General features: G+C 37.3%; 16 protein-coding genes. All 16 read left to right on the plus strand.

Annotation, left to right across the window (positions count from 1 at the left end; translation table 11 throughout):
• Positions 1 to 41: 41 nt before the first annotated feature.
• The 16 genes from rpoE (at position 42) to C7437_RS08860 (ending at position 14,961) form a co-directional block, all read left to right on the plus strand.
• The gene (gene rpoE, locus C7437_RS08780) at positions 42 to 578 is read left to right on the plus strand and encodes a DNA-directed RNA polymerase subunit delta (protein WP_111439299.1); all 537 of its coding nucleotides are present in this window, start codon (positions 42 to 44) and stop codon (positions 576 to 578) included.
• A gap of 208 nt (positions 579 to 786) precedes the next feature.
• On the plus strand, positions 787 to 2,382 hold the full coding sequence (locus tag C7437_RS08785; protein ID WP_111439300.1) for a CTP synthase: 1,596 nt from the start codon (positions 787 to 789) through the stop codon (positions 2,380 to 2,382).
• 352 nt (positions 2,383 to 2,734) lie between these two features.
• Positions 2,735 to 3,097 carry a response regulator gene (locus C7437_RS08790; RefSeq protein WP_111439301.1) on the plus strand — a complete coding sequence of 121 codons (363 nt, stop codon included), beginning with the start codon at positions 2,735 to 2,737 and terminating at the stop codon, positions 3,095 to 3,097.
• Between the two features lie 230 nt (positions 3,098 to 3,327).
• A complete protein-coding gene (locus C7437_RS08795; protein WP_111439302.1) occupies positions 3,328 to 4,185 on the plus strand; it encodes a class II fructose-bisphosphate aldolase in 858 nt (285 codons plus the stop codon).
• Positions 4,186 to 4,270: 85 nt separating this feature from the next.
• The gene (gene fsa / locus C7437_RS08800) at positions 4,271 to 4,918 is read left to right on the plus strand and encodes a fructose-6-phosphate aldolase (protein WP_111439303.1); all 648 of its coding nucleotides are present in this window, start codon (positions 4,271 to 4,273) and stop codon (positions 4,916 to 4,918) included.
• A gap of 19 nt (positions 4,919 to 4,937) precedes the next feature.
• Positions 4,938 to 6,215, plus strand: coding sequence for a UDP-N-acetylglucosamine 1-carboxyvinyltransferase (locus C7437_RS08805; RefSeq protein ID WP_111439304.1), 1,278 nt, complete (start codon positions 4,938 to 4,940; stop codon positions 6,213 to 6,215).
• Between the two features lie 97 nt (positions 6,216 to 6,312).
• The gene (gene glpX, locus C7437_RS08810) at positions 6,313 to 7,275 is read left to right on the plus strand and encodes a class II fructose-bisphosphatase (protein ID WP_111439305.1); all 963 of its coding nucleotides are present in this window, start codon (positions 6,313 to 6,315) and stop codon (positions 7,273 to 7,275) included.
• A 155-nt stretch (positions 7,276 to 7,430) separates the two neighbouring features.
• A complete protein-coding gene (gene rho / locus C7437_RS08815; RefSeq protein ID WP_111439306.1) occupies positions 7,431 to 8,714 on the plus strand; it encodes a transcription termination factor Rho in 1,284 nt (427 codons plus the stop codon).
• 180 nt (positions 8,715 to 8,894) lie between these two features.
• Positions 8,895 to 9,110: a 50S ribosomal protein L31 gene (gene rpmE / locus C7437_RS08820; RefSeq protein ID WP_111439307.1), complete on the plus strand. Its 216-nt coding sequence runs from the start codon at positions 8,895 to 8,897 to the stop codon at positions 9,108 to 9,110.
• Between the two features lie 151 nt (positions 9,111 to 9,261).
• Positions 9,262 to 9,834, plus strand: a complete 573-nt coding sequence (locus C7437_RS08825; RefSeq protein WP_111439308.1) for a thymidine kinase — start codon at positions 9,262 to 9,264, stop codon at positions 9,832 to 9,834.
• Between the two features lie 230 nt (positions 9,835 to 10,064).
• Positions 10,065 to 11,144 (plus strand): peptide chain release factor 1, encoded by a 1,080-nt coding sequence (prfA, locus tag C7437_RS08830; protein ID WP_111439309.1) that lies wholly within the window; start codon positions 10,065 to 10,067, stop codon positions 11,142 to 11,144.
• Positions 11,137 to 11,994 carry a peptide chain release factor N(5)-glutamine methyltransferase gene (gene prmC / locus C7437_RS08835; RefSeq protein ID WP_342767784.1) on the plus strand — a complete coding sequence of 286 codons (858 nt, stop codon included), beginning with the start codon at positions 11,137 to 11,139 and terminating at the stop codon, positions 11,992 to 11,994. Before prfA ends, prmC begins: the two co-directional genes overlap by 8 nt.
• Before the next feature lie 44 nt (positions 11,995 to 12,038).
• Positions 12,039 to 12,569 (plus strand): stage II sporulation protein R, encoded by a 531-nt coding sequence (locus C7437_RS08840; protein WP_111439311.1) that lies wholly within the window; start codon positions 12,039 to 12,041, stop codon positions 12,567 to 12,569.
• A gap of 68 nt (positions 12,570 to 12,637) precedes the next feature.
• Positions 12,638 to 13,666: an L-threonylcarbamoyladenylate synthase gene (locus C7437_RS08845; protein WP_111439312.1), complete on the plus strand. Its 1,029-nt coding sequence runs from the start codon at positions 12,638 to 12,640 to the stop codon at positions 13,664 to 13,666.
• 263 nt (positions 13,667 to 13,929) lie between these two features.
• Entirely contained in the window at positions 13,930 to 14,430 is a 501-nt protein-coding gene (locus C7437_RS08855) for a manganese efflux pump (protein WP_111439314.1), read from the plus strand.
• A gap of 87 nt (positions 14,431 to 14,517) precedes the next feature.
• Entirely contained in the window at positions 14,518 to 14,961 is a 444-nt protein-coding gene (locus C7437_RS08860; RefSeq protein ID WP_111439315.1) for a low molecular weight protein arginine phosphatase, read from the plus strand.

Consider the following 14,961-nt stretch of genomic DNA (forward strand, 5'->3'; position numbering starts at 1 on the left):
TGGGATGTATGCAAACGGACACAGAAAGGACGTGCAACGAATTGAAATTTCGTAAAATGACTTTAGCACAACTACGAGAAGAATCGTTTATAGATTTAGGATATGCGATTTTAGAAGATAAAAAGAATTCCTTAACACTAGGTGAATTATTTACAGAAATTCAAACCCTAAATGAATTTACAGATGAGGAAATGGCAGAACGTAAGCCGCAATTCTATACAGATATGAACATCGATGGCCGCTTTTTAGCAATTGCTGAAAACCAATGGGGTCTTAGAGAATGGTATCCAGTAGAACAGATTGAAGAAGAATCAGCTCCTACAGTTAAAGTTCGTAAAAAGAAATCAAAAACTTCTGATGATCTAGATGATATGGAAGAAGATGAAATTATTTTCGAAGAAGAATTTGATGAATTTGCAGAAGACGACGATGACGACGACGAAGATGAAGTAGTTGGATTTGTTGAAGTTGGAGTTGAAATCGATGAAGTAGTTGAAGAAGATATAATCGATGAAGAAGAAGACGAATTTGAAATCGATGAAGATTTGGACGATGAAGATGATGAGGAAGAAGAATAATTCTTGACTTCTTTCCCAATCCGCTATAAGATTTTATTGGGCTCTTTTTGAAGAGACATTATCCATGTGTATACGCGCTCCCCTGCAATATAGCAGGCGGAGCGCTTTTTATTATTATATAGGCTTGTCCAGATTCGTATTAATGCCTGTCGAATATGGATATAAATATGCCAAGGCGAAATTGATTACATATAGGAGGAACACAAAAATGACTAAATTTATATTTGTAACAGGTGGGGTTGTATCTTCACTTGGTAAAGGAATTACAGCTGCATCTCTTGGGCGTCTTTTGAAAAACAGAGGATTGAACATAACAATTCAAAAATTTGATCCTTACATCAACTTAGACCCAGGTACGATGAGTCCATATCAACACGGAGAAGTTTTTGTAACAGATGACGGAGCAGAAACTGATTTAGATTTAGGTCACTATGAGCGTTTTATCGACATTAACCTAAATAAATACTCTAATATCACAACAGGAAAAGTATATTCTTCTGTTCTAAGAAAAGAACGTCGCGGTGATTACAATGGTGGAACAGTTCAAGTAATTCCACATATTACGAATGAAATTAAAGATCGACTGTTCTTGGCAGCAAAAGAAACAAATGCAGATATCGTAATTACAGAAATTGGCGGAACAGTAGGCGATATCGAATCACTTCCATTCCTAGAAACAATTCGTCAAATGAAACGTGACGTTGGTAATGACAATGTTATGTATATTCACTGTACACTAGTTCCATTCATCAAAGCTGCAGGTGAAATGAAAACAAAACCAACACAACATAGTGTAAAAGAATTGCGCAGCCTAGGTATTCAACCAAACGTAATTGTCCTACGTTCTGAAATGCCAGTTCCTCAAGATATGAAAGATAAAATTGGGCTTTTCTGTGATCTTAAACCAGAAGAAGTAATTGAGTGTATCGACGCTGACACTCTATACGAAATCCCATTAAATCTTCAAGCACAAAATTTAGATCAAATTGTTGTAGATCATTTGAAATTAAATACAAAACCAGCAGATATGACTGATTGGAAAGCTTTAGTAGACCAAGTGAAATCATTATCGAAAAAAGTTCGTATTGGCTTAGTTGGTAAATACGTAGAACTTCAAGATGCATACATTTCAGTTGTAGAAGCAATGAAACATGCTGGATTCCAATTCGATGCAGATGTAGAAGTGAAGTGGGTAAATGCAGAAGAAGTAAATGATGCAAATGTTGCAGAAATACTTTCAGATGTAGACGGAATCATAGTTCCTGGTGGATTTGGAGACCGCGGAGTAGAAGGGAAAATCTCTGCTACTAAATTTGCACGTGAAAACAATGTTCCTTTCCTAGGTATTTGTTTAGGTATGCAACTTGCTACAATAGAATTTGCTCGTTCAATTCTTAAACTAGAAGGAGCTCATTCTACAGAGTTAGATCCAACTACAGAACATGCAATCATCGATTTATTGCCAGAACAAAAAGATGTGGAAGACTTAGGCGGAACACTTCGTCTTGGACTTTTCCCATGTAAATTAACTCCTGGTTCTAAAGCGCACCAAGCATATGGCGAAGAGCTAGTGTACGAACGTCATCGTCATCGTTACGAGTTCAATAATGAATTCCGTGAAGCATTTGAAGCAGCAGGATTTATGTTCTCTGGTACAAGCCCAGATGGTCGTCTTATCGAAATCATCGAGCTTCCAGATCACCCATTCTTCGTAGCTTCTCAGTTCCACCCAGAATTCGTATCACGTCCACAACGTCCACAACCGTTGTTCCGTGAATTCATCAAAGCTTCTGTAGGTGAATAAGAACAAATCTTTAACTTTAAGTTAAAAGAAAAGGAATAGGTGAGAAAGTGACATAGTCACTTTCTCACCTATTTTTGTATTTTTAGAAGGGGATTGTGGAGCTCAAGAGTGTTTGTGTGGAACTCGAGAGTCTTCTCCTCTTATCATAAATTTACACTTTTTTACTTAAATAAATAAAATATTATCAAAAGGAAAAAATATGTTAAAATATAATAAAGATAAATACACCAAAATACTCAACTTACTCAATATTATATGGAGATAATTAAATTTTCTGATAATTTAAAAAGGTGAAGTGGATATATATGGCGAATATAAAGAGAATAAGATATATAAAAAAGGGGAGTAAGTTATGGTAAAACATATCTTAATAGTCGATGATCAGTTAGGCATAAGATTGCTTTTAGAAGAGGTGTTTTTACAAGAAGGATATAAAGTAAGTTTAGCTTCTAATGGATTGGAAGCGTTAGCAACTGTTGAAAAGGAAAATATTGACGGTATTTTATTGGACATGAAAATTCCAGGGATGGATGGAATTCAGATCTTAAGGAAGCTAACAAAAGAATGGTCGAATACTCCAGTGATGATGATGACTGCATATGGTGAGTTAGATTTAATCCAAGAATCAAAGGATTTAGGAGCGGTCGCCTATTTTATAAAACCTTTTGATATATTTGAAGTAAGAGATGCAGTCCGTGATTTATTAAATAAGTAGGTCATAAGCAGGCAGTGGAAAACATCGCCTGTTTTTGTTATGATTAGAAAAGAAACTGGAGGACGTCGTTTAAACAAAGACAAGCAAATTTCGCTTTATGATGAGGAACGCTTAACTTCACTTTAGCAAAATGTAATTTGGCCTTGGGTAGCTCACGTCTAGCAAATAACCAGATAGAAAAAGTATGAAAAGAAATGAATATAAAAGGTAAATAGAGGAGGTCCATTTGAATGGCTTTAGTATCAATGAAAGAAATGCTTGAAAAAGGAAAAAAAGAAGGTTATGCAGTAGGGCAATTTAATATTAATAACCTTGAATTTACTCAAGCTATTTTACAAGCAGCAGAAGAAGAAAAATCTCCAGTTATTTTAGGAGTATCTGAAGGTGCAGCAAAATATATGGGTGGTTTCATATCCGTTGTATATATGGTAAAAGGATTAATGGAATCGTATCAAACAACAGTTCCAGTTGCGATTCACTTAGATCATGGCTCGAGCTTTGAAAAATGTAAAGAGGCGATTGACGCTGGTTTCACATCTGTCATGATTGACGCTTCCCACCACGCATTTGAAGAGAATGTGGAAGTTACTTCTAAAGTAGTGGAATATGCACATGCACGTAATGTTTCAGTAGAAGCTGAATTAGGAACAGTTGGTGGACAAGAAGACGATGTTATAGCTGAAGGTGTAATTTATGCAGATCCAGTTGAATGTGCAGAATTAGTAAAACGTACAGCGATCGATTGCTTAGCACCAGCATTAGGTTCCGTTCACGGTCCATACAAAGGTGAACCAAACTTAGGGTTTAAAGAAATGGAAGAGATTGCAGGGCTTGCAGATTTACCGCTAGTATTACATGGTGGTACTGGAATTCCGACACATGATATCGAGCGTTCTATTTCTCTTGGGACAGCAAAAATTAACGTCAATACTGAAAGTCAAATCTCTGCAACAAGAGCAATTCGTGCATATTTAGATGAACATCAAGAACAATACGATCCACGTAAATACCTGACACCAGCACGTGACGCGATTAAAGCAACAGTAATTGGTAAAATGCGCATATTTGGAAGTTCAAACAAAGCATAAGATAGCAACTTAAATAGAAAGAAGAAGCGTTCAATTTAGTTTGAACCTTCTCCTATTTTTCCATCCTGAGGAGGATAATAATCATATGAAATTTTTTATAGATACTGCTAACTTTGAAGAAATAAAAGAAGCGCACGCATGGGGTATTTTGTCAGGCGTAACAACGAATCCATCCTTAGTAGCGAAAGAAAATATTTCTTTTCATGATCGTCTTCGTGAAATTACTGATTTAGTTGATGGTTCTGTCAGTGCAGAGGTAATCGCATTAGACGCAGAAGGTATGATTAAAGAAGGACGCGAGCTTGCTGCAATTGCTCCGAATATCACTGTGAAACTACCAATGACTCCCGAAGGTTTAAAAGCATGTTCAGTATTCCGTTCTGAAGGTATTAAAACAAATGTAACGCTTATTTTTAGTGCAAACCAAGCATTATTAGCAGCGCGTGCAGGAGCGACATATGTATCTCCTTTTCTTGGCCGTTTAGATGATATTGGACATGATGGTATGGAACTTATTGCTAAAATTGCGCAGATTTTTGAAATTCATAACATCGAAACAGAAATTATTGCTGCATCGATTAGACATCCACAACATATTACAGATGCTGCACTAAACGGTGCACATATAGCTACAACACCGATTAAAGTATTAAAACAACTATTCCACCATCCTTTAACGGATAAAGGCATTGAAGGATTTCTAACGGATTGGAACAATCGTAAAAGCGAGTAACAAGACGAAGGAGAAACATATGGAAGTTTATAAAATAAGAGGTGCAAAACGTCTTCAAGGGACGATTAAAGTGAGTGGAGCCAAAAATAGCGCAGTTGCACTAATTCCTGCATCTTTATTGGCTGATTCTCCTGTTACAATTGAAGGTCTACCGGAAATATCGGATGTTTTAACATTGAAAGAAATTTTAGAAGAAGTAGGGGCTATTGTTACTTTTGAAAATGGAACAATGACGATTGATCCGACAAACGTAGTAGATATGCCATTACCAAATGGCAATATTAAAAAACTTCGTGCTTCATATTATTTAATGGGCGCCCTTTTAGGAAGATTCAAAAAGGCTGCTATCGGGTTACCAGGTGGTTGCCATTTAGGACCACGTCCAATAGATCAGCATATTAAAGGCTTTGAAGCATTAGGAGCTAAAGTAACAAATGAGCACGGTGCCATTTATTTACGTGCAGAAGAATTAGCAGGAGCTAAAATTTATCTAGACGTAGTAAGTGTTGGCGCAACTATTAATATAATGCTTGCAGCAGTAAAGGCAAAAGGTAGAACGATTATTGAAAATGCAGCAAAAGAGCCAGAAATTATTGATGTTGCAACATTATTATCCAATATGGGTGCGAAGATCAAAGGTGCAGGTACAAATGTTATTCGAATTGATGGTGTAGAAGAATTACATGGTACTAAGCACACAATCATTCCAGATCGTATTGAGGCAGGTACATTTATGATTATGGCAGCAGTTGCAGGTGACGGTATTACGATTGATAATGTTATTCCATTTCATGTGGAAGCATTAACGTCAAAGCTTCGTGAAATGGGTGTAAAGGTAGAAGTATTTGAAGAAAAAATATTCATACCTAAAACAACTAGTATACAAGCTGTCGATGTTAAAACGCTTGTATATCCAGGTTTTCCAACCGATTTACAGCAGCCTTTCTCTGTACTAATGACACAAGCAACTGGTTCTTCTGTTATTACTGACTCCATTTATTCTGCTAGGTTTAAGCAAATTGATGAGCTTCGCAGAATGAGTGCGAATGGTCGTGTAGATGGACGTACTGCTGTTATCAATGGTCCTACAAAATTAGAAGCAGCAATCGTTCGTGCGAGTGATTTACGAGCTGGAGCAGCATTAGTTATTGCAGGTTTGATAGCAGATGGAGAAACGGAAATCCAAGATATATACCATATAGAACGTGGGTATAGCTCAATTGTTGAGAAACTTCAAGGACTCGGAGCGGACATTAGACGCGTACAGATCGAAGAAATAGAAGTGAATAATGACTAAATTTTTTCTATTCATAATGGACAAATATGCTACAATGATACAGGAAGAAACACAGTACGGAATAATAAGAAACGTAAAAACAGGGGGCAGACATTAGATGGAACGTAGTTTATCAATGGAGTTAGTTCGTGTAACAGAAGCAGCAGCAATAGCATCAGCACGCTGGATGGGACGCGGATTGAAAAATGAAGCAGATGACGCAGCAACTACTGCAATGCGTACGGTATTTGACACAATCCCAATGCGAGGTGTTGTAGTTATTGGAGAAGGTGAAATGGACGAGGCACCAATGTTATACATTGGTGAAAAACTTGGTCTTGGAACTGATGGACCTGAAGTTGACATTGCAGTGGATCCTTTAGAAGGTACAAATATCGTTGCTGCAGGTGGATGGAATGCACTTGCAGTACTTGCAGTTGCAGATCGTGGAAATCTACTTCATGCTCCAGATATGTATATGGAGAAACTAGCTGTAGGCCCTGAATCTGTAGGTCAAGTTGATATAAATGCATCTGTTTTAGACAATTTAAAAGCAGTTGCACGTGCAAAAAATAAAAATATTGAAGATGTAGTGGCTACAATTTTAGGCCGCCCTCGTCATCAACAAATTATCGATGAAATTCGTGCTACAGGAGCTCGCATTAAGTTAATCACAGATGGCGATGTTGCAGGAGCTATTAACACAGCATTTGATGATACAGGAGTAGATATTTTATTCGGTATGGGTGGAGCACCTGAAGGGGTAATCGCAGCTGTAGGTTTAAAATGTTTAGGTGGAGAAATCCAAGGAAAACTTGTACCACAAGATGAAGCAGAGCTTGCACGTTGTATCAAAATGGGTCTAGACGTAAACAAAATCTTACGTATGGAAGATCTAGTAAAAGGCGATGATGCAATTTTTGCAGCAACTGGTGTTACAGACGGAGAACTTCTTCGTGGAGTACAATTTAAAGGTGCTTTCAGTTCGACGCATTCTATCGTTATGCGTGCGAAATCAGGTACAGTAAGATTTGTTGAAGGCCGCCATAGCTTAAGTAAAAAACCAAACTTAGTGTTATAAGGTTGATCTTTCCTTATGAATACCCGACTACTTAGTAGTCGGGTATCCTCTACTATAAGTCTTTAGCATCCCGCTTTGCTTATTAACTTCATTCCCTATTTACCCAAAAAAAATAGTAAAACTAAAAATAAAATAAAGAATGGTGCGACTTGCCGATGACACAAACAACAATTAATGAACTAGAAAACATGACACTGAAAGAACTTTATGCCCTTGCGCGTAAATTTAAAGTAGCAGCATACAGTAAGTTATCTAAAAAAGAGCTTATTTTTGCTATTTTAAAATCCCGTGCAGAGCAAGAAGGTTTCTTCTTTATGGAAGGTGTTTTAGAAATCATTCAGCAAGAAGGATTTGGATTCTTGCGTCCGATTAACTATTCTCCTAGCTCAGAAGATATTTATATTTCTGCTTCACAAATTAGAAGATTTGATCTTCGTAATGGAGACAAAGTTACTGGTAAAGTACGCCCTCCAAAAGAAAGTGAACGTTATTACGGATTATTGCATGTAGAGCTTGTTAATGGAGAAGACCCTGAAACAGCGAAAGAACGTGTACATTTCCCGGGTCTAACAGCATTATATCCAGATCGTCATATTAAGTTAGAAACAAATTCTGATCATTTATCCACTCGTATTATGGATTTAGTGTCGCCTGTTGGATTTGGACAGCGTGGATTAATCGTTGCTCCTCCTAAAGCAGGAAAAACATTATTGATAAAAGAAATTGCTAATTCAATTACAACCAATTATCCGAATGCAGAATTAATTGTTCTATTAATAGATGAGCGTCCAGAAGAAGTAACAGATATCGAGCGCTCTGTAAAAGCAGATGTTGTAAGTTCGACGTTTGATGAAGTACCAGAAAACCATGTAAAAGTGGCAGAGCTTGTACTAGAAAGAGCGATGCGTTTAGTAGAACATAAACGTGATGTCATCATTTTAATGGATTCTATTACGCGTCTTGCTCGTGCCTACAACTTAGTAATTCCACCAAGTGGACGTACATTATCAGGTGGTATTGACCCGGCAGCGTTCCATCGTCCAAAACGATTTTTCGGTGCTGCACGTAATATTGAAGAAGGCGGAAGCTTAACAATTTTGGCTACGGCTTTGATCGATACTGGATCTCGTATGGATGAAGTAATTTACGAAGAATTTAAAGGGACAGGAAATATGGAGCTCCACTTAGATCGTCATCTTGCAGAGCGTCGTATTTTCCCAGCATTAGATATTCGTCGTTCTGGGACAAGAAAAGAAGAGTTGCTTATACCAAAAGAGCAATTGGATAAACTTTGGGCTATTCGTAAAACATTCTCAGATTCTCATGATTTCACAGAACGGTTCATGAAAAAGCTTGGACAAACAGATACGAACGAAGCATTTTTTGAGCAGTTAGCAGGAGAAATGAAAGCCCACCGTAGCGGAAAAGTTACTTTATAAATTAACTTTTCTATCTAAATAGAATTAAGTACTTGTAATTATATTCCGCCCGTGGTACTATATTAACGTGAGTTTATACATTTCTGTTACATATACGATTGATTGTTATCGGATCGTGTAAGGTATCAGTTTCATAACCAACTCTGTTCCAGATGGTTCAGGGCGAGAGGAGAGATAGTAATGAAAGCAGGAATTCATCCAGATTACAAAGAAGCAACAGTATCATGTTCATGTGGTAACGCATTCACAACTGGTTCTGTAAAATCTGACATTAAAGTCGAGTTCTGTAACGAATGTCACCCATTTTATACTGGGCGTCAAAAATTCGCAGCAGCAGATGGCCGTGTGGATCGTTTCAACAAAAAATACGGTATCAAAGAAGACATTCAAGAATAAGAAACCAAATACCTGTAAGGCACACCGTGCTTTACAGGTATTTTTAATTTATTTCTGTTATATATTAAGCAATATAAAAGTGCCGATACATACTTCTATATGTTATAAATAGAAGAGATAATATAGAGAACGATTTACAAGGAGAAATAATATGGCCCAATTATTTTTTAAGTACGGTGCGATGAATAGTGGAAAGTCGATTGAAATACTAAAAGTAGCTCATAACTATGAAGAACAAAATAAACCAGTCCTAATATTTACTCCCGGCATAGATACACGCGATGAAGTAGGATATATATCGAGTAGGATTGGACTTAAAAGAAAAGCTACAGCTATTTACGATGATACGAATTTATATGAACTAGTAAGTGCGCAAACTTTAACACCTTACTGCATCTTAATCGATGAAGTGCAATTTCTGAAAAAAGAGCATGTTTTACAACTAACAAAAGTAGTAGACGAGTTAAATATCCCAGTAATGGGGTTTGGTCTTAAAAATGATTTTCAAAATGAAATGTTTGAAGGCAGTCGCTATATGTTAATCTATGCGGATAAAATTGAAGAAATGAAAACGATATGTTGGTTCTGTCATAAAAAAGCGATTATGAATTTACGGGTGGACGAAGATAGAAAACCAGTATACACTGGCGAGCAAATTCAAATCGGTGGAAATGATTCCTATTATCCGGTATGCAGAAGATGCCATGCCAATCCACCTTTGTAAAAATATAACTGTTGATTATTAAATATTTTGTTGATTGCAGTGAAAGGCGGCGACTCCAGCGGGAAAAGCGTGTCCAGGTGAGACCCCGCAGGAGCGTAGCGACGAGGGGGCTCACGGACCGCCCGCGGAAAGCGTCCGCCTGTAACGGAAATCAACAGTATAGTTTGTATTTTAGCGGAGCCCTATAAAAAAGGTTAGTGTACAAAGACTAAAAGAACGAGGTGAGGTCCATGTTTGATCGTTTACAATCGGTAGAAGATCGTTACGATAAGTTAAACGAATTACTAAGTGACCCAGAAGTGGTCAATGATTTAAATAATTTAAGGAAATATTCAAAAGAACAATCCGATTTACAAAATACGGTGGATGCATATCGTGAATATAAAGAAGTGAAGAGCCAGTATAAAGAAGCAAAGATTATGCTAGAAGATAAGCTAGATGCTGAAATGCGCGATATGGTCAAAGAAGAAGTAACTGATTTAGAAGCTCAAATTGAAGAGCTTGAAGCACGACTAAAAATATTATTAATACCGAAAGATCCAAATGACGACAAAAACGTTATTATGGAAATTCGCGGAGCGGCAGGTGGAGATGAAGCTGCACTTTTTGCAGGTAACCTTTTCCGTATGTACAGTCGTTTTGCAGAAACCCAAAACTGGAAAGTTGAAATTATGGACTCAAACCCAACAGGACTTGGTGGCTTTAAGGAGATTATTTTTATGATCAATGGTGCTAACGCCCATTCGAAAATGAAATATGAAAATGGTGCGCACCGAGTACAACGTGTTCCAGAAACTGAATCGGGTGGCCGTATTCATACATCGACTGCGACAGTTGCAGTACTTCCGGAAGTAGAGGAAGTAGAAGTAGAAATTCATGACAAAGAAATTCGTACCGATACATTTGCATCATCTGGTGCAGGTGGACAATCAGTTAACACAACCATGTCCGCTGTCCGTTTGACGCATTTACCAACTGGTATTACAGTTTCCATGCAAGATGAAAAATCACAAATAAAAAATAAAGAAAAAGCAATGAAGATTCTTAGAGCGCGTGTTGCCGATAAATTCCATCGAGAAGCACAAGCAGAATATGATGCTGTGCGAAAATCAGCAGTTGGAACAGGTGACAGATCTGAACGAATTCGCACGTACAATTATCCACAAAATCGTGTAACAGATCACCGTATTGGATTAACGATTCAAAAACTAGACCAAATTTTAGAAGGCAAGCTGGACGAAGTAATTGATGCACTAATTTTAGAAGACCAAGCGGAAAAACTAGAAAGATTGAATGACTCCAATGTGTAAGACAATTTATGAGGCCCTCAATCGGGCTTCTTCTTTTTTAGTAGAAAATAATCGAGAAAAAGAAGTAGCTAGATACTTATTGCAGCATGTTCTTGGAAAAAGTTATTCACAACTCATGATGGCCATGTACGAAGAGATATCCACAGGTGACTTCGGGACGTTTTGGGCATATATCGAAGAGCACGCAACTGGACGTCCGTTTCAATATATTATCCAGCAAGAAACGTTTTACGGTCGAGATTTCTTTGTGAACGAAGATGTTCTAATTCCACGTCCAGAAACAGAAGAGTTAATAGAAGAAGTGGAAAAACGCACACAATCTCTTTTTGATGCAAATAATACCGTAAAACTTGCTGATATAGGTACTGGCAGTGGAGCAATCGCGATTTCTATAAAAAAAGAAATACCTAGGTTACAAGTTACCGCCACTGATATTTCGTCAGCTGCACTAGCAGTAGCAATGAAAAATGCTCAAATTTTAAGTGCGGATATTACGTTTAAACAAGGTGATTTACTAGAACCGATTCAGGATCAAAAATGGGATATAGTCTTGTCGAATCCCCCGTACATTGGACATGATGAAGCAAAAACTCTTTCAGATACTGTCATAGATTATGAACCACATCTGGCATTATTTGCAGAAGAAGATGGATTGCAACTGTATCGTAAAATGGCGCAGCAGCTGCCTGATATGATGAATAAGGCTAGTTTCATTGGCTTTGAAATAGGATATGAACAAGGTTTAGCAGTGCAAGAAATGCTTCAAGTAGCTTTTCCAAATGCATTGGTAGAAGTGGTGCAAGATATGAATAAAAAAGATCGTTTCGTTTTTTGCACAATAGTTGAATAAAATATGAATCTATTGGTAACAATGCTCCTAAGGGGGAATGGACAATGTTACCAGATTACGAGATAAAGAGAGCAACTAGTGCTGTACAAAAAATAGATTCGATTATTTTATTTATATGGATGTTACTAATCATGCAATTGATTTTATTTCTTCTATTTCAACAAACGGATCAAGCAGATGGAATGCGTTTTCGATTAATAGCAAATAGCAATACTATAGAAGATCAGCAAATCAAAAATGAAATAAAAGAGTCAATCGAGCCGATATTAATGAAGTATGAAAGTAATCCACAAAATGCTGTGGATGAACTAAAACCAATTGTGGATAAGTTGTCAGAAAAGTTAGACGAAAAAATTATTATATCCACAGGGCTAGCGTTATTTCCACCAAAAGTGTGGAATGAAGGAATTTCAACTCAAAAACAGGTAGATTCGATCGTTATTAAGATTGGAAATGGACGTGGGGATAACTGGTGGTGTGCATTATTTCCAAAAGTTTGTTACAAAGATGAAGAAGTAGAAGAAAAGCCGAAATTCTTTGTTTGGGAATGGTTTAAAGATAAGTTTTTCACATAATTATCCACAAAATTCAGAAGGTTATTAACATTTTGTGTATAAGTTCACTAGAAAGGAGGAATAACGAGATGAAAACGGAAATAGCGAGTGTGGATAACTTATCCACAAAAGAGAAAGGTTATGCACAGGCTGTGGATTTGTTGAAAGCTGGGGAAACGGTCGCTTTTCCAACAGAAACAGTTTACGGTTTAGGAGCTGATGCTACCAACGAAGATGCAGTTCGCAAAATCTTTGAAGCAAAAGGTAGACCGCAAGATAATCCTCTTATTGTTCATGTAGGGGGAGTAGAGGAAATTTTGGCATTTACTACTTATATTCCAGAAGTAGCTGGTTTTTGTATCGATGCATTTTGGCCGGGTCCGCTTACATTAATATTACCGTTAAAACCAAATTCTCTTGCAAAAAATGTTTCCGCTGGACTAGATTCAGTAGGCGTCCGTATGCCAGAACATCCAGTAGCTCTTGAATTATTACGTCGTTTGAAACGTCCTGTTGCTGCTCCAAGTGCTAATAGAAGTGGAAAACCAAGTCCAACGAATGCAGGGCATGTATGGGATGACTTAAATGGAAAAATACCATTTATCTTAGATGGCGGAGCAACTGGAATTGGACTTGAGTCTACGGTTTTAGATTGTACATCGGATATCCCGACGATTCTTCGCCCAGGTGGAGTAACGAAAGAAATGCTAGAAAAGGTAATTGGACTCGTAAATGAATCTAAACCAACTGATCGGGAAGAAGCACCGCGAGCACCGGGAATGAAATACGCTCATTACGCTCCAAACGCACCTGTTTACTTAATAGATTCTTCTCTAGAAATAGTACAAGAAGCAATTGAAACTTTACATAAGGAACAAAAAAAAGTTGCGTTAATTGCAAGTGAACAATTCCAATCCGTAGCTGTGGATTACTTTTTTACATTAGGAAAAGAAGAGCAGCTAGAAGAGGCGGCAAAACGTCTCTATGAAGCTTTAAGGAATTGCGACGAAACGGATGCAGATGTTGTACTAGCACCTGTGTTTTCGAAAAATGGTGTGGGCAGTGCAATTATGAACCGATTAGAAAAGGCCGCAAGTGGCAATTGGTTTCCGCTTTAAACTTTTACGTCAGGGCGTCCAATCAAAAGGAGGCCCTCTTCTATCTGCTGCTCAGAGGGCCAAATGTATCATAATAACTGGAAGCAATTAGCTAAGCGAGACAATCCGGTTCGCGAACACGACAAAAACCCACGCGAACACGACAATCCACCTATCCAAAGCGACAAGCACAAGCAAATAAACAAAGGCAAATTTGATTGTAAAGAATTCTCTTCTAATCTTATGCATACATTTAAGTATGTAAATGGACGGGGGAGATTTTTTTGTGGAGAGAAATTTTAGCTGGAGCGTTAGTTTCCGTAGATGTACTCATTTTATTTTCACTTGTATCTTATAAGAAACAAATATTTACCTTAGCTTGTTGGGTTGCGTCTTTACATATGCTTTTCCCGTTAATTGGTTATTTTGCTGGAGTGCTTGTTCAAAGTTATTTACATCAAGCAAGTCCCTATTTATCAGGAATTTTACTGGCTTTAGTTGGGTTACAAATGATGTTAACTCAATCTCCAAAACAAGCTCCACTATTGTCTCCTTATATTCTTGCGGTAGTTGCGAGCATAGATACCTTTTCAGTTAGTATTTCATTTGGTATGCTTGAAGTAGAAAAACTCTTATTTATTTTGAGTTCTGGAATTTTTTCCTTCTTGGCAATCTTTATTGCACAAAAAATAATCTATAAGCATGCTTTTATGAATCGAGCACTGATCATCAAGTTAGCTGGACTTGTTTTATTAATAATGGGTATCTTAACTTTATCTAATTAGAAATCTCCTATTTTATCTTTTAAAAAATAACAATAATCTTATAAAAATTAAAATACTTAATATATACTAGAGAAGAGGGAATAGAGGATGAATATTTTATTTGTTTGTACAGGAAATACATGTAGAAGTCCAATGGCAGAGGCTATTTTGGCAGCGCGTGATATAACGGGAATAGAAGTACGTTCTGCTGGTATTTACGCTATGGATGGAGGGGAGATATCTAAAAATGCGCTAATGGTATTGGAAAATGCACGCATACACTCTAATCATGTCTCCTCTTCTTTAAATGAGCAAATGTTAGAGTGGGCAGATATTGTGCTGACAATGACAGCATCTCACAAACAACTAATCATTCACGCATTCCCAGAAATAGCTACGAAAGTGTCAATGTACAAAGAATTTGCGACTCCGCTAGATATACAAGATGTATCTGATCCATATGGTGGTGATTTACATACATATGAAAAGACGTTTCAGGAATTACATACATTAACAGATGAACTAGTAAAAAAACTGCGGGGGGATATATAG

Origin of the sequence: Psychrobacillus insolitus (genome assembly GCF_003254155.1) — a bacterium.
Classification (GTDB): Bacteria; Bacillota; Bacilli; order Bacillales_A; family Planococcaceae; genus Psychrobacillus; species Psychrobacillus insolitus.